The organism is Marinomonas primoryensis, from assembly GCF_013372285.1.
Classification (GTDB): Bacteria; Pseudomonadota; Gammaproteobacteria; order Pseudomonadales; family Marinomonadaceae; genus Marinomonas; species Marinomonas primoryensis.
In genome coordinates, this window is the sequence record NZ_CP054301.1 from 2,300,881 (window position 1) to 2,320,594 (window position 19,714).

Genomic DNA, 19,714 nt, shown 5'->3' on the forward strand with positions numbered 1-19,714 from the left:
AATATGAACCACAAAGACAATTTAGGCTTCAACAACACCGTAAATTTCGTCTTCTTTCATAATAAGTAGTTCTTCACCATTGATTTTCACTGTCTGACCTGAATACTGACCAAACAACACAGTGTCACCAACACTAACAGCTAACGCTTGAACGTCACCATTAGATTGAATACGACCCGTACCCACAGCCAAAACTTCACCTTGCGTAGGCTTTTCTGTTGCAGAACCAGGAAGAACGATACCAGATGCGGTTGTTGTCTCTTCTTCTTTACGGCGAACAACAACACGATCGTGCAAAGGGCGAATATTCATCAATCATTTTCTCCAATTAAAACAACACCAGGATTCCCCTGGCAGGATTTAAATCTCATGGTATACACAAGAATCTCTCATCGGCTTTATATACGGTTAGTAATTCGTATTTCAACCCACGCGAAAAATTATTTTTTATCTATTAAATCATTATCTTCATTTGCGTATTCACCTTCAATGATCTCCCCTTCTTGTCGTGATGCATAACCTTGCCCACCACGCCATTGATTACCACGAGCCATCATTGAACTAATGAACTTAAGAACCAAACCGGCAGCGAACAGCTTTCTAAGTGGCGGAACCAGTAATAATGCGCCAATAGCGTCCGTCACGAACCCTGGGATCAGTAGACACAAACCTGCAAAAATTAACATCAAGCCTTCAGCAACTTCCGAGGCAGGCAACTCACCACGACGCATTTTCTCTTGCGCTTTTAAAGAGGTTTCTAACCCTTGCTTACGAATGAGCGTGACACCTACAATAGCGGTAAGAAATACCAAACCAACGGTTGCCAATGCTCCAATCTTACTACCGACTTGGATCAAGACCGTCATTTCAATAATGGGCACTAGAATAAAAAGTAAAAGAGCAAATCTCATAATCACCTTCTTTAATTTGATACTTGAATTCAACGAATAACACCTATCTATGGGCGAACGTGTGACTAATCAAGCGATGGACCATTTTAAATCTCAAGTACTCGTCATTTTAAACGAAGTGCCGTCAGGAGAATGCATAGCTTATGGAGAGCTGGCCAAGCAAGCAGGTTTTCCTAGCTATGCACGGCAAGTGGGTCGTTTAATAAAAAACCTTCCCAAAGACACTAAATTACCTTGGCACAGAGTAGTAAACTCGCAACGCAAAATCAGTTTCGCAGAAAATACAGACGCCTATATTAGGCAAAGGGCAAGGCTTGAACAAGAAGGTTGGATTATCGTTGGTACAAGGCTGACCATAAATGAACATCCATAAAATTAAGGGGGGCGCTAGAAAAAATCAAGGCTCCCCTTTCTCAACTTACACTCTAAAAAAATTAGGTCTAAATACTTAATCTCTAAAGTTAGTAAATTGAACCGGTTGAGCTAAGTCAGCACTACGTAACAACGCCATGACTTGCTGTAATTCATCACGTTTTTTACCAGTAACGCGAAGTTGATCACCTTGAATTTGCGCCTGCACTTTGATTTTACTTTCTTTAATCAGCTTTACGATTTTTTTCGCTTCATCCGTTTCAAGCCCTTCTTTCATTCTAACCGCTTGCGATGCACGCAGATTGCCTTTTACTACGTCTTCTTTTTCTAAACTTTTTAAATCAATATTACGGCCAACCAATTTTTGATTTAAAATATCAGACATCTGACGAAGTTGAGGTTCCGCCTCAGCCTCCATCACAACACTAGTTTTATCTTTAATTTCATAACTTGCTTTTACACCCTTAAAATCATAACGAGTGACAATTTCTCGGTTAGCTTGGTCCACGGCATTACTGACTTCGTGCCAATCTAGCTCAGATACTACGTCAAATGATGGCATTTTCTGCTCCTTTTCATGTTCAAATAGGTATTTTGGAGCGATAATAACAGGGATTGAAATAAAACACCTAATGGAAAACTATTATGAAGAACACGCCTTGGTTAGTCATCGGCGCTGGCGCTATCGGTCTATTTTGGGCCTGTAAGCTAGAAAAACTCGGCAATAAGGTCCATCTAGTGTATCGGTCAGAGAGTCCTGGTAAAAAAATAACGCTGGAATCACTAACCAATGAAGACGGCCAGCAAAAAATCACAGCGACAAAACACAAAATCAAAAGCTTTGCCGCCGACGAGCTAAGCGAGCAATACGACAACGTACTGCTCTGCACAAAATCATTTGACTTAAAAGATGCGTTTCTAAAAGTCGCTGAACACATTACAGACGATGCGAATATTGCCTGTCTGTGTAACGGCATAGGCGCTCAAGAAGAATTGCAAAGCGTGCTATCGGATAACCAAACGCTATGGGCAGGAATAACCAGTGAAGGGGTTTTGAAAATAGAAGCCCATCACATTAAACATACCGGTTTAGGTGACACTTACTTTGGCGAATGGCGACCATCAACACCAGCCAAAACGTTTCCAATTGACAGCTTAACCGTCACTAATATTCGCCAAAGGATGATTGAAAAACTGGCCGTCAATGCAGTCATTAACCCTATTACCGCGATCTTCAACATACACAACGGCGACATTCTAAACGATGAGTTCAAGCCCTTGGTTAGCGCAACATTGTCTGAATTAGCAAATATATTTTCCCATCCAAAATTCAGCTACGCCGAACAAAGCCAACACTTAACCTGTGAAAATCTTAAAAACAGGGTGAATACCATCGCTCAGCTGACACGTTTAAATCGATCCTCAATGCACGAAGACATCAGATTACAACGACAAACTGAAAACAGTTTCATTTCTGGCTTTCTTCTGAATAACAGCCCAATAGACCTACCAATTCAACAACTACTGTTTAATGGCATCGCCTTTCCAGAGCAACGTGAAGAGACACAAAAAAAGCTGCTAAGTATTACTTAGCAGCTTTTTTTGGGGTTCAACTATTTATAAACTCAGTCCAACTGTTTTAAAAAACTTACAGTTTGGTGATTTTTTCTTTTGTAAGTTGAATTTTTTTCTCTTTATACAGTGCACCAATTGCTTTTTTATAGGTCGCTTTACTGACTTTAAAAACAGCATAAATAGCTTCGGGAGACGCTTTATCTGTTAATGGAGACTCTCCACCCTGTGCATCCAAGTAATCCAAAATATCATCTAAAATATTGCGAACTTTCTTATAACCCACTTCTTGAAGACTCAAGTCAATCTTGCCATCTTCACGCATCTGTTTAATAAAACCAGTGGTTTTTTCACCTTTGCGGAGCTGCCTAAAAGCATCTTCAAAAAACAAAACACCCCAAAAACGATTATCAATAACGCACTTAAAACCAATATTGGTTTTATCACCAATGATAATAGAAACTTTATCGCCTACTTTGTATGGTGCTTCTTCGCGATTGAGCAGTGCATCCACTCTTGTTGTTGCCACAATACGGTTAGTGATGTTATCCAGGTAGATAAAAAGCAAATGTGTTTCGCCCTCTTCTACTCGATTTTTTTGCTGACTAAAAGGCACCAACAAATCTTTTGGTAAACCCCAATCAAAAAAAGCACCCACCTGATTGACCGCGATTGCAGTTAGTGCAGCAAACTCACCAACTTGAGCCTTTGGTAAATCCGTTGTCGCAATTAATTTATCGTCCGAGTCTAAATAAACAAACACTTCTACGTCTTGGTCGACCAACAGACCTTTCGGTACATATCGTTTAGGCAGCAAAATTTCACCTAGTTGATCGGCGTCTAAATACACACCAAAATCTTTTTCTTTTACGACTCTTAATGTATTTAAGCGTCCAATTTGAGTAGCCATGAATTCTCCGGCAAGCAATTTTTTTCGCACTATACGCACTTCATGAGTAAGCGCAATACTGATAGTTTGAAATCTCAAGTTAGTCTTTATCGACTGCCATACAAACAGCAAACATATCGTCTAACTTGGACTTCCCAAGCACTTCCATTTTTTCAATATTTTGATTCGGGATCTGGGACGTATCACCATAAAACTCAATCGCTTTATCCATACTGGCCTCTCTTAATAAGTGCAGCATAGGATATGGCGAACGATTGGTGTAATTCGAAACATCGTCTGGCTCTGTTCCTGAAAAGCAATAATTAGGATGAAATGTCGCCAACTGATAAACACCTTCGCAGCCTTGATCGAACATTAAATCTTCAGCCGCTTCAACAAAGTCTAAATAACGATGAAAGTCATGAAACAGCGTTGAAAAAATAAGCAGTGTCGTTTCTGTTTCAGGATGTTCATCCAACCACTGAACCTCCGACATTAGTTCTTCCAATGCCACATCTATTTTCTTAGATCGCAAAACCATACAGCGAACGCTTTCTCTCTCCACTTCGCGCTTAGCAAACGGACAAACATTTAACGCCACAATAAAATCTTTTACCCACTTCATTGTTTGAGTGGTAACTAACTCATCCGATAGCAGCATAACGCGCCTTCTTATCAATATTTTTTTGTATTTTAGAGCAAAGCGTACAAAGGGTCTAACTTATAAGACCATCACCTGATGTTTCGATTTCGAATCCCCTAAAAACAAGGTATCATGATTAACAATACAGTCCATTTATAGTGGCCATACGTCCATACTCATTACGAGTATCATAGAGGACGCGCCATTTATCCCGCTACAGAGAGTTTACATGTCATTTGCTGAATTAGATTTGGATTTCACTATAGAACGAGCCATAAGTGACCTTGGCTTTGAAACCCCAACTGAAATCCAAGAACAAGCTATTCCGATCGCCTTAGACGGTTCTGACCTCCTTGCTACTGCACCAACCGGCACAGGGAAAACCATTGCTTTTTGCGCACCGGCCATTCAGCACATTCTTGACCGAGACGAACAATCCACAACCGCTCCTAAAGTATTAATATTGGCGCCAAGTCGAGAGCTAGCACGTCAAATATTTAATGTTGTAGAGCAACTAACACAACATACTCGCATTCAGTCTCACCTTATCATTGGTGGTACGCCTTACGGTATGCAGCAACAACAATTGTCAGAGCCATGCGACATTCTTGTCGCTACACCTGGACGATTAGTAGAGCTCGACGAAAAACGATGGCTAGACCTAACTGACGTCACCTACTTCGTCATCGATGAAGCGGATCGCATGTTGGACATGGGCTTTGTTAGCGCCATTAATCATATCGCCAAAGAATTACCAAAAGAACACCAAACCCTCATGTTTTCTGCCACTCTTGAAGGCGAAAAAATGGGGCGTTTTGCAAGCGCTTTACTAAACAGTGAAACACAACAAATCCGTTTAGGTGAGTCTTCTCGAACAGTACCCAGTCAAATTCGACAAGTTGCCTATCGAGTCGACAGCGAAGAACACAAAGAAGCCATTTTAAAGCATCTACTAATGCAAGAGCGTGTTCAACAAGCGGTCTTATTTGTTTCCAACCGTGAACACGTTGATATCTGGGTACAGCGCATTCGTAAAATGGGCTTAATGTGTGACGGCTTGCACGGCGAAATGAAACAAGGTGATCGCAGCGAGCATATGAAGCAGATGAAACGCGGGCGCTTGCAAGTATTGGTGGCAACCGATGTGGCATCTCGTGGTATCGACCTTCCTGAGATCAATACCGTGGTCAACCTTCGCCTCCCACGTAAAGCCGATTCCTATATCCATCGCGCCGGACGCGCCTCTCGTGAAGGTGCGCCAGGTGATTGCATTTCGTTAATCGATATCAACGACCTACCGATGATCGAAAAGATTCAGCGCTTCATGCAAGCTAACATTAAATTTGGCCGTATTGAAGGACTTGAACCAAAGACAAAAGCTCGCTCACCGAGTGCGAAAAAGAAAAAGAAAAAACCAGCACCAAAAAAATAATGAATCTACGGCTAAAACAAAAAAGGCGCTTATCAAAGCGCCTTTTTACGTTCAGTCAATATGTTAAGCATTCGCTCTGATTCAAACCTCTAATTAGATAGGGTCAAATTTCAAAGTATGAAACTTCCGCTTAGCCTTGGTTTCTAGATACAAACGATTATGCTGATTTACGTGAACCTTTGTTGGAACCAATTCAACCACATCAATGCCATTATCAATCAATTGCTGCGCTTTATCAGGGTTGTTAGTCAATAAACGAACGCTTGAAACACCTAACGCTTGCAGCATGTCGGCAGCAATGCCAAAATCTCGACCATCGTCGGGTAAATGCAACATTTCATTTGCCTGATAAGTATCATAACCTTGGTCTTGCAATGCGTAAGCTTCTAACTTGGCGTATAAACCAATACCTCGCCCTTCTTGTCGTAAATAAAGAATATAACCACCCTCTTCATTAATACGGTCAATGGCCTCATCAAGCTGCTCACCACAATCGCAACGGCCAGACCCAAATACATCACCCGTTAGACATTCTGAATGCAAACGAACTAAAGGCACACCATTATCCGTTTTTTCCTGCTTTCCTTCGAAAAATATTCCTATGTGTTCTTTGCCTGAATCATCTCCGTTAAAAGAAATGAATTCGGCCATCACATCGCCCGCCCTCATTGGGATCATCACTCGACGCTTTATTGTCAAATCGCTCATAACTACTTCTCTCTAGGGACTTTTTTACTTTAACAAGTATAACGCCCATTAATCTGGTCAAAAGCTAAAATATCAATGCTAAATAAGGAAATAACCCCCTAAATCAAATGATCCAGAGGGAGTGAAGTTCGATTTATGACTCTTCGTAATAAAAAACTCGAATGAACGCCTGTCACTCCCGCGATACGCGTTAGCCGACCAAGAAGAAATTCTTGATAACGCTCCATGTCTTCTACGACCACTTCCAATAAATAATCAGCCGACTGCCCTGTCACCAAATTACAGGACTTTACCTCAGGATAAGACGCCAACATAGACTCAAATACCTCAAAACGGTCAGGGGTATGACGGTCCATGCTGATTTGTATAAAAGCGGTTAACTTTAAACCCAGTTTCTTTTCATCGAGTAAAGTAACACTTCGATCAATAACCCCACTTTCCTCTAGAGCTTTAACACGTCGCAAACAAGGCGATGCTGAAAGGCCAACACGATCAGCCAACTCCTGGTTTGTTAAGCTAGAATCTTGCTGCAATTCCCGCAAAATGTTCAAATCAATCTTATCAAGACCCATATAAATAGCCCTAAGCTGCCAATTTTAATAATCGTTACGCAATATAATGCTATTTAACATGATATTTCCATAAAAAAACGCAATCTTTTACTCAATAAAATTCGCTATGATAGAAACATCGAAAAACACTTAACCAAGTGAATAAAATAACAACCGAGCTTACCCGCTCTACAACATGAAGAAGGGAAAGATAATGACATCTTTTGACCACACAGCTTTCAACCATAAAAAGTACACGCCGTTTAAACCAGTCGCTATCAAAAACCGCACTTGGCCTGATAATGACATCACCAAAGCGCCTATCTGGTCTAGTGTCGACCTGCGTGACGGCAACCAAGCATTGGTAGAACCAATGACTGTGGAACAAAAGAAACAATTTTTCGCTCTACTGGTTGATGTTGGCTTTAAAGAAATTGAAGTTGGCTTCCCTGCCGCATCTCAGTTAGATTTTGATTTTGTTCGCTGGTTGATTGAAGAAGACCAAGTGCCAGACGATGTTTATGTTCAAGTATTAACTCAAGCACGCCCAGAGTTGATTGAGCGTACTTATGAATCATTAAAAGGCGCTAAAAAAGCCATCGTCCATGTTTACAACTCAACATCAAAAACACAGCGTGAGCAAGTCTTTCGCATGGACATGGAAGGCATCAAGAAGATTGCAGTAGACGGCGCAAAATGCGTCAAAGAACACGCAAAAAAATACCCAGAAACAGAATGGGTTTTCCAATATTCTCCTGAAAGCTTCACTGGCACCGAAATTGATTACGCAATTGAAGTTGTAGACGCTGTAGTGGACGTTTGGCAACCAACACCTGATAACAAAGTTATTATCAACCTACCAGCAACCGTCGAAGTGTCTACGCCAAATCGTTACGCTGACCAAATTGAATATTTCTGCCGCAACATTAAAAAGCGCGACTGTATGTTTGTCAGCTTACACACTCACAATGACCGTGGCTGTGGTGTCGCCGCGGCAGAACTAGGTATTATGGCTGGCGCAGACCGCATTGAAGGTACTTTGTTAGGTAATGGCGAACGCACAGGCAACATGGACATCGTCACAATGGCGATGAACATATACAGCCAAGGCATTGACCCAACGTTAGCATTAGGTGATATGGACCGCATCATAAGTGTTGTTCAAGCCTGCACCTTGTTACAAGTTCACCCGCGCCACCCGTACGCCGGCGAATTAGTATTCACTGCTTTTTCTGGCTCTCACCAAGATGCCATTAAAAAATGCTTGGCGAATCAAACTGACGCCAAACCTTGGGATGTGGCTTACTTGCCAATTGATCCTCGCGATGTGGGTCGTAGCTACCAAGAAGTTATTCGTGTGAATAGCCAATCAGGCAAAGGTGGTATCGCCTATACCCTTGAACAAGAGTTTGGCTTGGCATTACCTCGCTGGTTACAGGTTGAATTCAGCCCGATTGTTCAGAAATTTGCCGAACAAGCCGGTGGTGTTGTCAATGCAGAATCCATGAAAGATTTGTTCGAAAGCAGCTTTATGACAGGCACCACACCCTACAACTTGGGTCGATACGACCTTGCAAAAGATGATGTTGATACGGTTAATGCCGAGCTTGTCTCCAATGACACCACGGTGAAAATAACAGGTAATGGCAATGGCGCGCTGTCTGCGTTCAGCGAAGCCTTAGGCAAGCATTTCAATATGCGTGTCGACATTATTCAGTATCAAGAGCACGCCTTAACCGTCGGCAGCGACTCGCAAGCCATTGCCTATGTTCAGGCTAATATTAATGGTGATCGTTTTAACGGTGTTGCGATCGATAACGACATTGTTTCTGCTTCTATTCAGGCTCTACTAGCAACGGTGAACCAGAAAATCAATCAGAGTAAAGACGCGGCGGTTGCGTAACTAATCGCCATCAGCTGAACACAAAAAAGCCGAAAATCGAATAATTTTCGGCTTTTTTATTGAAAGAATTAAGTAACAAAAAATTCAATTTACAGAACGAGAAAGACTAAGGGTGATAAACGACTCGATTACGCCCCGTCTCTTTGGCTTCATACAGTGACTCATCTGCGCGCTTCAACAAAACCTCTTTACTCTCTTCCTCTCCTACATATACAGCCACACCAATACTGGCAGTAACAGCAATGTTGATACTTTCATGCACGACTGGGTGATCCGCCACAATACAACGATAACGGTCAAACGCAGCAAGGACTTCACTCTCCTCGACATTAGGCAGGATAATACCAAACTCTTCTCCACCTAAGCGCCCAATAGTGTCACCTTCTCTTAAATTCGCTTTAATTCGATTAACCACCTCAACCAAAACAGCGTCTCCAGCATCATGGCCAAAAGTGTCATTTATCACTTTGAACTTATCTAAATCAAAAATAGCACACGCTAAACGACTGCCATGTCGACGACTAGAAGACATCTCATGCTCTAGGGTAGACTCAAAAGCACGACGATTCGCTGAGCCTGTTAAATGATCTGTAGTAGCCAACTCATTAAGAATTCGATTGGATTCCACCAATCGGCGCCTCATGTCGGCAATTCGTTTCATCGCCAACATTTTGGCAGAAAGGACCTTTTGACTAATTGGCTTAATAAGGTAATCGTCTCCACCAGCCAAAATACCCTTTTCAATATCGGCATCTTCAGCGCTGGCGCTCAAAAATATAACAGGTAACCACTCCTGTTTTTTCTGCTCTTGTATTTTTCGAATGGATTTGACTGCTTCAAACCCATTCATACAAGGCATTTGAACATCGATTAAAATAAGATCAAGCTCATTCGAATGTTCAACAAATTGCTCTATTGCCTCTTGTCCATTCGCCGCTTCTATTACTTTATAACCCAGCTTCGATAAATGCAGTTTAAGTAATAAACGATCGGTGTTTGTGTCATCAACAATTAATACTTTCATAATCCTGCCACTATGCGCTGAAGTTCGTTTTTAACGTTCTGGTACATCACTATTAATGCACCTAATTTAGCCTGCAATTTTGGCACGTCGACTTGGCGACTCTCCAATTCAAGCTGAGCCGCCATAGATGATAAGGCCATAGCCCCTACATTTTGGCTAATCGATTTCAAACTATGCGAAAGCTGAGACACAGAGGTATAGTCAGACATGCCTCCTTTCTCAATCATCTTGTTAAAAGCATCAATGATGCTATCAGCATCACTAAAAAATGCGTCAACCAACAATAAATAATCGTCACCCAAAATCGCTTTCAAATCATTAAGCACTGACTCATCAATCACAACATTAGACTGAATATCAAAAACAGATGTCACTAACGGTTCATTTTTATCTTCCGAAACAACCAATGACTGCTGATCAACTGACAACCATTTATCCAACATCTCTATTAACTCTTTTTGTTTAAAGGGCTTTGGTACCAATCCATCACCACCTGCACGAAGCACTTCTGATAGTGTTGCAGGCATAATATCCGCGGTCAACGCTACAATCGGAACACGTTTATTATAGCCGTTTTTCTCAATCTGCCTAATACGACGCATTGCAGAAAGCCCGTCCATGACCGGCATATGCAAATCCATAAAAATCAGGTTCGGGTTATGACTCTCCCACTGTTCTATTCCAATGGCTCCGTTTTCAGCCTCAACAACCTCAAAACCCATTCTAACCAAAATTCCTTTAGCAACCGCCATATTAGCTTTCATATCCTCGACTACTAATATAACGCCTTTCCTTAAATCGCATGCGCTGCTTTCGCCCTCTTTACTATCAAGTCGACTCAACTCACCACTGGAAAATTGTTGCCCTATGAAACCAGAAGACAGAGCTGATATCAGGCCTTTCTTCAATGAAGTCCTTCCCATAGGCTTAGCAATGCACACATTAATACCCGCAATAGATAACTCTTCTTGAGACAACACACCAGCTGACGATGTCATCAATAGAATAGGCTGAACCATCGACTTACTTTCAGCACGAATCAATTCAGCCAACATCAAACCGTCTAATTCAGGCATCATGTAATCTAAAACAATAATATCGTATGGCGAGCCACTGTCTATCGCCTGTTTTATATGGCACAAAGCATCGACGGAACTAATGTCTATATCCGCATCAATTCCGCAGGATTTTAGTTGATTCTTTAAGATTGTTAGATTTATCTCATTATCATCAACAACCAATGCTTTCTTGCCTACCAACAAGGATTCATTGACTACGGTTTCTATTTTGGGCATCGCATGGCTTTCTGGCAAAGTAAAATGAACCGTAAAAGTCGACCCAACTCCCAATTCACTTAACAATGTGATATCGCCATGCATCAACCCTATCAGCTGCTTGGTAATCGCAAGCCCTAGACCCGTACCACCAAATTTACGAGTTGTTGAGCTGTCGGCCTGCACAAAAGCATCAAATAAACATGACTGAGCATCCTTAGCAACGCCAACACCTGTATCGGTAACATTGATCGTTACTGATACGACGCCTTGCTGATTAACCACGCCTTTTGTCGATACTAAGACATAACCAACATTCGTGAACTTAATCGCATTACTCATTAAATTGATCAGAACTTGCTTTATACGAAAAACATCACCCACCAAAAATCGCGGGCAATCATCATCATACTCGATCAGTAAATCGATGCCTTTTTCTTCAGCCCTTACCATTAATAAACGCGCAACATCATAAATGGATTTTTCCAAATCAAAATCGACTTTCTCAATAGAAAGATGGCCCGCTTCGATTTTTGAAAAATCCAATAAATCATTGATAAGGCTTAATAAGCTCTCTCCCGATTCTCTCAAAATTCGCAGTTGCTCATTTTGCTCTGAATCTAGCCTGGTGGTAGAAAGAAGCTCTGCCATCCCTAAAACACCGTTTAATGGTGTTCTAATTTCATGACTCATCGTTGCGAGAAAATCACTTTTGGCTTTGCTTGCCGCCACCGCTTGCTTGCTTGCTTCACGTAAAACCACCTCCGTTTCTTTGCCTGAGGTAATATCCATATTAACCCCTAAAAGACGAGAGGGTCTCCCATCCTTATCAAAAACAATAGCGGCATTAGACTTCAAATAACGGTTTTGACCATCTTGCCGTACAATTCTAAAGTCTGTATCTAAATACTGGGAAATGGAAAAGGCACTTCCTTCTCTTTTTCCATTGACAACATCTTTTTCTAGGAGGGCTAAGACTTCTTCTAATCGAGCTTTATCTTCTGGAAAAACGCACGCTTCCCAAATTTGAAATGGAGATTCACCCTCCTCTTTACTTGAGCTATAAAGGCGGTACATCCAATCATCCCAATGAAGTGTATGATCCGCTAAATCAAGCTCCCACACACCAATGCCTGCCGCATCGGCAGCAATAGACAGGCGTAGATTAGTGTCGATCATTTTTTGCTCGACTTCTAATCGCTCACTAACATCACGAACGTGGGCAATGAACCCTCCTAAACTACCGTCAGGATTAGGAATCATACTGCCAATCGTTTCGGTATGAATAATACGACCCTGCTTACTTTTGTAGCTGACTCTGTAGCGACTTAAGACACTTTCTCGGTCATTGCCATAAGCACTACCTCGTTTTATGAAGTCACTTTCATTGGCATAAAGCATTTTAGTGCTTTTTTCCAGAACATCATCAAGATGGTAACCAAACAATTCTGTAAAGGCAGGGTTAATCATTTTAATTGTACGGTCGCTCCCTATCATGATAATGGCTTCAGGGGCATTTAAAAACAATGATTCAAAAAGCACTTTTTGTTCGTGAAACTCACTCTCTGCTTCCATTTGTTCGGTTCTATCCTGGAACGAAATAACAGCACCTTCTACATCGCCCTGCTCTGACCGCATCCCAATACAGGTATACTCACACACGAAAGAAACATCATCTTTGCGGCCAAAATATTCGCCACGAGCTTGACTGCTTTCACCGGTTTTCAATGTTTTATGTATAGGGCTTAATTCTAAAGGATAAAGAGCGCCACTCTCATCTCGATGAGAAAGTAACGAAAACAAGGTATTATTCAGTAGTTCGTCTAAAGAATAACCTAATATTTTGCACGCAGCCGAATTAGCAAAGGTAATAACACCTTCGTCATTTACACCAAATATTCCTTCATGGACCGCGTCTAAAATGAGACGTTGCTGACGTTCAGCCGCTGTTAGCTTCACCTCACTCTGCTGACGTGTGATTTCATTACCAACCCACTGAGCAAGTAATTTCATCACTTCATAATCATCCTCACCAAACGCTTTTTTCTTGGGATTTGGACTTGAAAAATTCAATGTCCCCCAACGCTTTCCGCCAACATAAACAACAATACCTATGTACGCTTCTAAGCCAAAATTTTGATAACAAGGGTGCTCTTTGATATCACTAATAGCAGTATGAAAATAAGACGTTGGTAAATCACTTCCAAGCGTATGCACACAATATGTATTGCCTAGCTCAAATGTGGCTCCAGGAAGCACCTCACCGTTAGGTGTATGGCTATATTCAACACGATAGGACTCACCCTCTATTGAACTAATCAGCCCAATGGGTAAAGCAAACTGTTCAGCGCCAACTTGTAAAATACGCTGTAACTTTTCATCTAATGACAAACAAGTGTTTGCCGTCACTTCATGTAAGCATTTCAATGTATGCAGCGTTCTTCGTTGTGCAGTGACATCCTGCATACACAAATAAAGCCCCGTCACCTCACCTTGATCAATACGAGGCACACAATATGCCCCAATAAATCTCAACTCATTATTAACACCTTGACGCACTTCATAATGAAAACGGGAGGACTTGCCTTGTAACGTTTCTTCAAGCCTAGTCTTAATGGTTGAGTTGCTATCAAAAGGAATGTGTTCCTTCACATGCCTACCTACTACCTCATCTTTCAGTATTGAAAAACGCTGTTCGTAAGTGTCATTGATAAACTCATAACGAAGATCTTTATTCACCAAAGCGATTAAAACAGGCACGTTATTGTTTAATCGAATTAAGTCATCGTAACTAATCCGAGCCTGACCTGCTTCTGGAGGTGGCGACGTGGTTTCTAATAAAGTAGAGAACAAATCAAGTAATGTAGTCGTGTGTTCTTCTAGATCAGCGGCTTCCAGTAAATAAGGCTCATCGCTTAAAAAAAACAAACTCGCCCTATAGCATGCCAAGGGTTCAACGATCACACTGGATAAACAAGGAAAATTAGAAAAAGCTAAAGGGACAGAGGGCGCATTTTGAACATCAAGAAAGCGAGAGGAAGACAACAGCTGAGAATAAGAAAGTCCGCGAGAAAAGTCAGCCCATTTAAGACCAGCAATCTCACCAGAATACAGGACTCTACCATCTTGAAAGACGAGGCCAGCACAAGGCATTCTCATAAGAGACTTGGCGACTTTTAAAGCCGCCTCTAATTTACCCATTCAGCTTCTTCCTCTCATCACATTTTCAAATACTATGAGTAAAGCACCAATGCCAATTACTCGATATATTAAAACATATCAGAAAACACCCATTCTGCTATAAAAAAATTAGTAATAATTACGGCAACAACTTATCGATTAGCACACAATCCTTGGTCTCATTACGACTCACTTTTACTTTATCAAGAATTTTTTGCGCAACATCTTTTTGGCGCTCTGAGATGTATTTAGAATCAACGGTTTTTTGAGTATTTTTGAGGTAGGCATCTAACTTAGGAGTGCAATAGTCGTCAAAAGCTAAGGTATAACTGGATGTGGAGGCGGCGACTACCACTAAAGCGAAAGAAAGTGAGGTTTTGAGCGACATAATATTTTCCTAATAAGATATTCAGTTAGAAAAATTAGACCATAGACCAACAAAAGATTAAACCTAAAGTGCCATCCCTATGGCGCCCTTTACAAAGTCAAACCAGAAATTACATGATGAAAACAAAAGTGTCGTCAACATTAGATTGGATACAACCACCAGAAGCGCATTCACTCTAATGTCGACGACTCACGACAATCACCTACTACAAACAAATAGTCTTATGGCAGGTTTTTCTGATTAATGCTGCATCATGACTGACCAACAGAACAGCACAATTCGCTTCGCTCGCCAATTCGACCAATAACGTCGTTACTTCTTTGGCCGTGATCGGATCAAGTCGAGACGTCGGCTCGTCTGCAAACAAAAATACAGGATCAAGCAACAATGCACGCAAAATCGCAAAGCGTTGCAACTCGCCACCCGACACAGACAAACAGTTTCGTTCAAGAATTCCATTCGGCAATTTCAATCGATCCAGCAATGGTGCCACTCGGCTTTTATCTATGTCATGCAACACCACCAAATCGTCCAACAACTGCCCCAATGACACACTAGACGAAAAAGCCGATGGTGGATCTTGATACAATTTCAACCACTGATGTGGCTTAGCATCGTGATTCAAACGAGTAATACTGCCCGCCGAAATCGGCAAAAGATTCAGCAGAGCATCCCCTAATGACGACTTGCCACAACCACTGTCTCCAACAATACCAACAACGTCACCTTTTTTAATTGAAAAAGAAACACCATTAAACAAAGTGCGGTTGCCTCGTGCAATAGCAAGCTGGTCAACCACCAACACATCTTCAGCGGCACTTCGTCGGGACGTAGGTGCTATTTCAGGCCACGCACTTGGCTCTGCCGCAATAAGGTCCCGTGTGTAGCAAGCCTGGGGGTTGTTTAGCAATAATAACGCCTCACCTTCTTCGACCACTCGCCCTTCTTTCATCACCAGCAATTTACCGCCCAACTGACGAGCCACCACAACATCATGAGTAATGGTCAGTAAACTGCCCAGATTTGACCGAGACTGCAACATACGCACAATGCCATCCCGTCGAGACACATCCAGCCCTTTGGTGGGCTCATCTGCCAAAATCATATTCGCGCCGCCTGCTGTCGCAGCGACAATAGCAAGGCGCTGCGCCATGCCGCCTGACAATTGATCCGGCCTTTTATGCGCACTATCATCCAAGCCAACTTGCAACAAATCTTGGTGAGTAGAAGCCAATGCTTCTTGACGACTTTCCCCCAACACACATTGATAGACTTCTTTAACTTGATCGACACCCTTCATAAGCGGATTTAATGCATGCCAAGGCTCTTGCGGCAACATTACCAACACTCTCCCCCATAATGCCCGACGCTCTTTAATCGTCATCACCTTACCGAACACCTCAATTTCACCAGAAACACTCAACGCCTCAGGCAACAACCCCATAATTGCTTGCGCCAACAAGCTTTTACCAGAACCTGTTTGCCCCAATATCGTCAAAGGTTGGTCCTGTATCAGCTCAAGTGAAATAGGCTCCAATAAGCAGGTTTCTCCGGCATACACTGCGACATTCGTCAGTTTCAGTAACACTTTCATAGTCGTTTTCCTGCCAACAAATGGAACGCAAACACCATCAACGCAATGACAATCAAAGGCTGCGCTAATACCCAAGGTGCCTCACTGTAATAAGGAAACAACTCGACCGTCATCAAGCCTAATTCCGCTAATGGCGGTTGAATACCGACATAAACAAAACCCAGCGATGCCATAGTCAAAATAGCGTTCGCACCACCAAAGGCAGCTAACGTAAACACAGAAGGTGCTATGGACGGCCAAATATGACGTTTAACCTGATACCACCGGCCAAAGCCCATCATATGTGAAGACTGTCGCGCTGGACTATGAATCACGCTTTGCGTCACCGCTCGCACCACGCGAAAGTACTCAACCCATTGCACTAAAGAAATGGCCAGATACAAAACCCAAAAAGACCCTGGCGCAATCGCAGCGAAAAGCAACACCACAACCAATCCGGGCAGAGCCAGCAAAACATTAACAACAACACCTAACGTGCTATCCACTTTTTTACCGCCCCAGACGGCCCAAATACCCAGCGATGTTCCCACCAAGGCGGACGTCAGCACACATAACACACCCAGAGCAAACGACAGACCCACCGCATACGCCATGCGTGTAAACATACTACGACCAAAATGATCCGTCCCCAACCAATGGCTCGACGAAGGCACTTCTAAAATCGCATTTAAATCTTGTTGCGAAAGGCTGTAAGGTGAAAGCAACATACCAGCCAAAGAAAACAACACCAACGAAAGCAAAATCCCTCCGCCAGCCCATTGAGACTTAGTCATTGTCATACGTCCTTCTCCCCTCTAGGATCGATCCATAAACAGAGCATATCCACCAAGGTATTCAACACCACAAACAACACCCCCATAACCAAAGCCGCACCTTGAATCACAGGAATGTCTCGAGCGAAAATCGCATGCGCTAAGCCATGACCAATCCCCGGCCATGAAAACAAAGACTCAATCATCACAATGCCTTCAATCATGCTCACCAGCTGAATGCCAAAAAAAGCCACAACGGGCACCGCAATATTTCGAATGCCATGACGCCTAAATGTTTGCCAAGCAGACAAGCCTTTCACTCTAGAAAACTGATAAAACGGCGCCTTAAAGGTTTGTTTAGCCGCATCTCTTACCACACGATTAGACACTGCAGCCAAGCTAAGCGCCAACGTGACGGCAGGCAATACAAGGTGAGAAAAAGAGCCAAATCCCGCGACAGGAAACCATTGCCAATGCAAAGCAAACAGCAAAATAAACAACACACCAATCACAAACACTGGCAGAGCGCGAATCACACTGGATAACCCCATAAAAACAGAGTCCAATGGATTGCCTCGCCAAGCGCACAACAACCCAACCGGCACAGCAATCAATATCGACACCATCAAGCCAGCAAACGCCAACAACAATGAATGACCCAACATATGCTGAACTGTTTCTATGACAGGCGCACCGCTTACGAGCGAATCGCCTAATTTGAACTGCAGTAGATCTGTCAGCCAATGCCAATACGCAAGCAAAGAACTTTGATCTAACTGCAGCTCTTCACGGACCATTTGAGCCGCCTGAGAATCCACATTGTCTTGACCATAACGACTGGCAGCAATCCGATACGCCATGTCGCCAGGCAAAGAACGCATCAAAATAAACGTCAGTGTTCCAACCCCCCAAATCACGGTCAACAATTGAAGTGCCCTTTTTAAAAGCAGAGTCTTCACGGTTTCACAAACTCCATTTCATTCAAATAAAAACTGCGCTCAAATGGGTCAAAACGAAACCCTTTAATGCGTTTATTAACTGAGGTTTGCTGAACGTAAGAAGACACAGGAATCATAGGGCGTTCGTCAAAAATTATCTTCGCGCTACGCTGAGCTATGTCTTTGTATTTGATCGGGTCTGACGTACGCTCCAGCGCTTGTAAGTTCGCACTCAAACTGTTGTTATTCCAGTTCATTGCGCCCCAATCACCACCGCCATTCGAACCAAAATCAGACAGCATCACACCCAAAGGATCGACAATAAAACCGTAATTACGAGCTATTAACGCCACCTCCAATGAACCATCTTGATGCCCCATAGGAATGGCACTGGAATTGGTCACCTCGACTTTTGTCTTCACACCAACGGCTTGCCATTGCGCTTGAATCGCAGTGGCGACCGTGGTTAATTCTGGTCGATCGGCGTATGTGATGAGCGTCAATTCAAAACGCTCGCCGTTTCTTTCCAATATACCTTCAGCATTTTTTGACCAACCCAACTCCGCTAACAAGCTTTCAGGCGTCCCAGCAGCCGCCTCTGTTTGCTTGGTCACACCCTCTAAATGCCAATTGGCCATGGAATTTGGCAAAACTTGCACCGCTTCAGAACCCGGTATGCGTAAAATGCCTTTCGCAATACCTTCGCGATTAATCGCTAAACTCAATGCCTTTCGCGCCCGCACATCGTTCAAAAATCGATGTCCGCTGTTCAATTTCAAAACAATGGTTCTAGGGATGGCATTCGAATAAAGGGTCAAACTTGGTAAGCGTTTTAATGACATGAGACTCGCTGGATCCAAGCCAAACACAACATCGGCCTGACCGCTTCGGGCTTGCAACACACGACTTTCAGCACGGTGCCCCGTTAAGTAACTCGCATAAGGAATACTGGCAAGTTTGCCCCAATAACCGTCAAATTTTTCGACCACTAACTTATGCGGTGGCGAAAACTGATACAGCTTATAAGGGCCCGTTCCTGACAACGCCAACACCTCGCCGCCTTTTCCATAAGCTAATGGCGACAAAATACTGTTGGCATAATTCGCCAGTACAGCGCCCAACAAAGTGTAAGGGTGGCTCAAAGTAATAACGATTGAGTTTGGACCCGCTACCTCGATGCTTTCAATAGGGGCTTTTTTTAATGCACCATGTTTCAATTTCGTAATGGCAAGGCTGTTTACAACCGCCTCCGCGTCTAACCCAGAACCATCATGAAAATGCACTCCTTCACGCAATGTAAACGTCCATGTTTTAGCGTCTTTGCTAACCTGCCATTGTGTCGCCAAGGCCGGAATTAATAAGCCGTTTTCATCTACATCCAGTAAAGTTTCCAGCACTTGCATGCGACTGTAGATGTAACCATTTTTAGAAGGGTCTAGGCTGGTAAACTCAAAGGCCGCACTAATCGCCAACGTATTAGACAAGGTGGGTTTAGCGAAAGTGTTGCTGGTAGCCAACGCAATTCCTAGTACAAAAACACAAGTCACCATTCGTCTAAAAGAAGTTATTACACTCATATTCGT

At 42.8% G+C, this 19,714-nt stretch carries 18 protein-coding genes; 4 read left to right on the forward strand and 14 right to left on the reverse strand.

The genetic code is table 11. The annotated features are described in order from the left end of the window. Window positions 1-21: 21 nt before the first annotated feature. Window positions 22-312, reverse strand: a complete 291-nt coding sequence (locus MP3633_RS10630) for a co-chaperone GroES (RefSeq protein ID WP_024022707.1) — start codon at window positions 310-312, stop codon at window positions 22-24. Between the two features lie 128 nt (window positions 313-440). Next, the gene (locus tag MP3633_RS10635; protein ID WP_112138314.1) at window positions 441-911 is read right to left on the reverse strand and encodes an FxsA family protein; all 471 of its coding nucleotides are present in this window, start codon (window positions 909-911) and stop codon (window positions 441-443) included. 61 nt (window positions 912-972) lie between these two features. On the opposite strand from MP3633_RS10635, the gene MP3633_RS10640 reads away from it, so the two are divergent. Beyond that, complete coding sequence (locus tag MP3633_RS10640; protein ID WP_244959593.1) at window positions 973-1,284, forward strand: MGMT family protein; 312 nt, start codon at window positions 973-975, stop codon at window positions 1,282-1,284. A 75-nt stretch (window positions 1,285-1,359) separates the two neighbouring features. On the opposite strand, the gene MP3633_RS10645 is transcribed toward MP3633_RS10640, so the two are convergent. Then, complete coding sequence (locus MP3633_RS10645) at window positions 1,360-1,845, reverse strand: YajQ family cyclic di-GMP-binding protein (RefSeq protein WP_112138312.1); 486 nt, start codon at window positions 1,843-1,845, stop codon at window positions 1,360-1,362. Between the two features lie 83 nt (window positions 1,846-1,928). Between MP3633_RS10645 and MP3633_RS10650 the strand changes: the two genes are divergently transcribed. Next, entirely contained in the window at window positions 1,929-2,876 is a 948-nt protein-coding gene (locus MP3633_RS10650) for a ketopantoate reductase family protein (RefSeq protein ID WP_176335526.1), read from the forward strand. 55 nt (window positions 2,877-2,931) lie between these two features. Here MP3633_RS10650 and MP3633_RS10655 read toward each other — a convergent pair whose 3' ends face one another. Beyond that, a complete protein-coding gene (locus MP3633_RS10655; RefSeq protein ID WP_112141651.1) occupies window positions 2,932-3,765 on the reverse strand; it encodes a CvfB family protein in 834 nt (277 codons plus the stop codon). Between the two features lie 79 nt (window positions 3,766-3,844). Next, window positions 3,845-4,405 (reverse strand): DUF1415 domain-containing protein, encoded by a 561-nt coding sequence (locus MP3633_RS10660; RefSeq protein ID WP_176335527.1) that lies wholly within the window; start codon window positions 4,403-4,405, stop codon window positions 3,845-3,847. Between the two features lie 211 nt (window positions 4,406-4,616). Here MP3633_RS10660 and MP3633_RS10665 point away from each other — a divergent pair, with 211 nt between their 5' ends. Then, complete coding sequence (locus MP3633_RS10665; RefSeq protein WP_176335528.1) at window positions 4,617-5,819, forward strand: DEAD/DEAH box helicase; 1,203 nt, start codon at window positions 4,617-4,619, stop codon at window positions 5,817-5,819. A gap of 93 nt (window positions 5,820-5,912) precedes the next feature. On the opposite strand, the gene ribA is transcribed toward MP3633_RS10665, so the two are convergent. Together ribA and MP3633_RS10675 are read right to left on the reverse strand one after the other, a co-directional pair. Further along, window positions 5,913-6,527, reverse strand: a complete 615-nt coding sequence (gene ribA / locus MP3633_RS10670; protein ID WP_176335529.1) for a GTP cyclohydrolase II — start codon at window positions 6,525-6,527, stop codon at window positions 5,913-5,915. Between the two features lie 98 nt (window positions 6,528-6,625). Next, window positions 6,626-7,099: an Lrp/AsnC family transcriptional regulator gene (locus tag MP3633_RS10675; RefSeq protein WP_112138303.1), complete on the reverse strand. Its 474-nt coding sequence runs from the start codon at window positions 7,097-7,099 to the stop codon at window positions 6,626-6,628. 193 nt (window positions 7,100-7,292) lie between these two features. Here MP3633_RS10675 and leuA point away from each other — a divergent pair, with 193 nt between their 5' ends. Continuing rightward, on the forward strand, window positions 7,293-8,981 hold the full coding sequence (gene leuA / locus MP3633_RS10680) for a 2-isopropylmalate synthase (RefSeq protein ID WP_176335530.1): 1,689 nt from the start codon (window positions 7,293-7,295) through the stop codon (window positions 8,979-8,981). A gap of 106 nt (window positions 8,982-9,087) precedes the next feature. Here leuA and MP3633_RS10685 read toward each other — a convergent pair whose 3' ends face one another. The 7 genes from MP3633_RS10685 to MP3633_RS10715 form a co-directional block, all read right to left on the reverse strand. Then, window positions 9,088-10,005, reverse strand: a complete 918-nt coding sequence (locus tag MP3633_RS10685) for a GGDEF domain-containing response regulator (RefSeq protein ID WP_176335531.1) — start codon at window positions 10,003-10,005, stop codon at window positions 9,088-9,090. Next, window positions 10,002-14,480, reverse strand: coding sequence for a PAS domain S-box protein (locus tag MP3633_RS10690; protein ID WP_176335532.1), 4,479 nt, complete (start codon window positions 14,478-14,480; stop codon window positions 10,002-10,004). The genes MP3633_RS10685 and MP3633_RS10690 overlap by 4 nt, the downstream gene beginning before the upstream one ends. A gap of 118 nt (window positions 14,481-14,598) precedes the next feature. Continuing rightward, window positions 14,599-14,847 (reverse strand): hypothetical protein, encoded by a 249-nt coding sequence (locus MP3633_RS10695; RefSeq protein ID WP_176335533.1) that lies wholly within the window; start codon window positions 14,845-14,847, stop codon window positions 14,599-14,601. A gap of 205 nt (window positions 14,848-15,052) precedes the next feature. Further along, on the reverse strand, window positions 15,053-16,441 hold the full coding sequence (locus MP3633_RS10700) for an ABC transporter ATP-binding protein (protein ID WP_176335534.1): 1,389 nt from the start codon (window positions 16,439-16,441) through the stop codon (window positions 15,053-15,055). Continuing rightward, the gene (locus MP3633_RS10705) at window positions 16,438-17,214 is read right to left on the reverse strand and encodes an ABC transporter permease (protein ID WP_244959595.1); all 777 of its coding nucleotides are present in this window, start codon (window positions 17,212-17,214) and stop codon (window positions 16,438-16,440) included. The genes MP3633_RS10700 and MP3633_RS10705 overlap by 4 nt, the downstream gene beginning before the upstream one ends. Window positions 17,215-17,216: 2 nt before the next feature. Next, on the reverse strand, window positions 17,217-18,152 hold the full coding sequence (locus tag MP3633_RS10710; RefSeq protein ID WP_176335536.1) for an ABC transporter permease: 936 nt from the start codon (window positions 18,150-18,152) through the stop codon (window positions 17,217-17,219). Further along, a complete protein-coding gene (locus MP3633_RS10715) occupies window positions 18,149-19,708 on the reverse strand; it encodes an ABC transporter substrate-binding protein (RefSeq protein WP_244959597.1) in 1,560 nt (519 codons plus the stop codon). Before MP3633_RS10715 ends, MP3633_RS10710 begins: the two co-directional genes overlap by 4 nt. Window positions 19,709-19,714: the final 6 nt, after the last annotated feature.

Coding starts and splice junctions, on each gene's coding strand:
- MP3633_RS10715 (WP_244959597.1), bottom strand. CDS start 19,708: ATGAGTGTAATAACTTCTTTTAGACGAATGGTGACTTGTGTTTTTGTA.
- MP3633_RS10630 (WP_024022707.1), bottom strand. CDS start 312: ATGAATATTCGCCCTTTGCACGATCGTGTTGTTGTTCGCCGTAAAGAA.
- MP3633_RS10650 (WP_176335526.1), top strand. CDS start 1,929: ATGAAGAACACGCCTTGGTTAGTCATCGGCGCTGGCGCTATCGGTCTA.
- MP3633_RS10645 (WP_112138312.1), bottom strand. CDS start 1,845: ATGCCATCATTTGACGTAGTATCTGAGCTAGATTGGCACGAAGTCAGT.
- leuA (WP_176335530.1), top strand. CDS start 7,293: ATGACATCTTTTGACCACACAGCTTTCAACCATAAAAAGTACACGCCG.
- MP3633_RS10695 (WP_176335533.1), bottom strand. CDS start 14,847: ATGTCGCTCAAAACCTCACTTTCTTTCGCTTTAGTGGTAGTCGCCGCC.
- MP3633_RS10655 (WP_112141651.1), bottom strand. CDS start 3,765: ATGGCTACTCAAATTGGACGCTTAAATACATTAAGAGTCGTAAAAGAA.
- MP3633_RS10660 (WP_176335527.1), bottom strand. CDS start 4,405: ATGCTGCTATCGGATGAGTTAGTTACCACTCAAACAATGAAGTGGGTA.
- MP3633_RS10705 (WP_244959595.1), bottom strand. CDS start 17,214: ATGACTAAGTCTCAATGGGCTGGCGGAGGGATTTTGCTTTCGTTGGTG.
- MP3633_RS10700 (WP_176335534.1), bottom strand. CDS start 16,441: ATGAAAGTGTTACTGAAACTGACGAATGTCGCAGTGTATGCCGGAGAA.
- MP3633_RS10675 (WP_112138303.1), bottom strand. CDS start 7,099: ATGGGTCTTGATAAGATTGATTTGAACATTTTGCGGGAATTGCAGCAA.
- ribA (WP_176335529.1), bottom strand. CDS start 6,527: ATGAGCGATTTGACAATAAAGCGTCGAGTGATGATCCCAATGAGGGCG.
- MP3633_RS10685 (WP_176335531.1), bottom strand. CDS start 10,005: ATGAAAGTATTAATTGTTGATGACACAAACACCGATCGTTTATTACTT.
- MP3633_RS10665 (WP_176335528.1), top strand. CDS start 4,617: ATGTCATTTGCTGAATTAGATTTGGATTTCACTATAGAACGAGCCATA.
- MP3633_RS10635 (WP_112138314.1), bottom strand. CDS start 911: ATGAGATTTGCTCTTTTACTTTTTATTCTAGTGCCCATTATTGAAATG.
- MP3633_RS10690 (WP_176335532.1), bottom strand. CDS start 14,480: ATGGGTAAATTAGAGGCGGCTTTAAAAGTCGCCAAGTCTCTTATGAGA.